Here is a 1275-nt window from a genome sequence, read left to right as displayed (position 1 = left end):
ACCGCCCGGGCCCGGCCTGCGAACGCTGCGACGGCGAAGGGGGACTCGCCGTCCACGGCGGGGGCGGCGTGACCCCCGCCGATGTTGATCTCCCGAACCAGGACTCCCTTGGTACGGGCGAGATGGCCGGCCACCGCGACCAGCCGCTGGATCGCCCGCTCGTAGCCGCCGAACCGGCTGATCTGCGAGCCGACGTAACAGTCCAGGCCGACCAGTTCCAGCTTGGGCTGGGCGATGATCCGCTGCACCAGGTCGTCGAACGCGGTGCTGGGTGCGGCGACGCCGAACCGGTCACAGTCGTTCGGCGCGGGGATCCCGGCGACCCCGTCGAACAGCGCGTCGTGCGGCGGCAGCACCCGGATCAGCACCTTCTGCCGGCGCGTCGCGATCGCGGCGAGCCGGGTCACCTCCGACGCCGACTCGATGACCACCCGGCCGACGCCGTAGTCGAGCGCCGCCTGCAGGTCGGCGGGCGTCTTGGCGTCCCCGTGCAGGACGATCCGCTCGGCCGGAAAGCCCACCGCGGCGGCGACGGACAGCTGGCCCTCGGAGTAGACGGACAGGCCCAGCCCCTCCTCCTTGACCCAGCGGAGCACGGCCCGGCTGGTCAGCGCCTTGGCGGCGTAGACGACGTGGCCGTTGCCGAAGGCCGCGCCGTACTCCCGGCAGTGGCCCCTGACCTCCTCCTCGTCGATGACGTACGCCGGGGTGCCGTACTGCTCGGCCAGCGTCGCGAGGTCGACGCCGCCGACACTGATCGCGCCGTGCCCGGTGTGCCGGGTCGACGCCGGCCAGATCTCAGTGCACAGCCGCTGTGGTGGCAGCGAGGTGCGCAGTGACGGAATGAGGTCCGAGAGGCTCATGCCTTCTCCTTGACAGATGCGGGTCGAACGGGCGCAGCACGAGGTGGGTCAGGGTGCGCCCGGCTCCGGCGTGGTGCCGGAGCCCACGGACCAGGCCGTCGAGGGCCGCCATGTCCTGGCACCGCACCCGGACGACGGCATCGGAATCAGCGGCGACCCACCAGGCGTCGACCACCTCCGGCCGACGTGCCAGGTAGGCCTCCAGGCACGGCGCGTCCTGGGTCTGGTTCAACCAGACCAGCACGACCGCTTCGACCTCTCCGCTCATGGCATTGATCGTGCGACCCGGCCCGCGCCGGGTGCACCTGCCTTGACGCCTTCGCTACGCCGAGGGGCCCGCATCTGACTCGTCCTTGACGCCGGCCGATGCCCACGAGGCGTCGGCGGTACCCCGGCTCTGTATGGGAGGCCC

1 protein-coding gene and 1 pseudogene are annotated in these 1275 nt (G+C 72.1%); both read right to left on the bottom strand.

Going from position 1 to position 1275, the window contains the following annotated elements:
• A pseudogene (locus AB0H87_RS41860) lies at positions 1 to 863 on the bottom strand (diaminopimelate decarboxylase); the annotation flags it as partial.
• Positions 799 to 1131 (bottom strand): Lrp/AsnC ligand binding domain-containing protein, encoded by a 333-nt coding sequence (locus AB0H87_RS41855; protein ID WP_360159448.1) that lies wholly within the window; start codon positions 1129 to 1131, stop codon positions 799 to 801. The pseudogene AB0H87_RS41860 and the gene AB0H87_RS41855, both read right to left, overlap by 65 nt.
• Between the last annotated feature and the right edge of the window lie 144 nt (positions 1132 to 1275).

Source organism: Asanoa sp. NPDC050611 (assembly GCF_040654855.1).
Classification (GTDB): domain Bacteria; phylum Actinomycetota; class Actinomycetes; order Mycobacteriales; family Micromonosporaceae; genus Asanoa.
This window is presented reverse-complemented; position numbering and strand designations above follow the sequence as displayed.

What these genes read in the sequence shown, in the direction of transcription:
- AB0H87_RS41855 (WP_360159448.1), bottom strand. Translation starts at nt 1,131, where the DNA reads ATGAGCGGAGAGGTCGAAGCGGTCGTGCTGGTCTGGTTGAACCAGACC.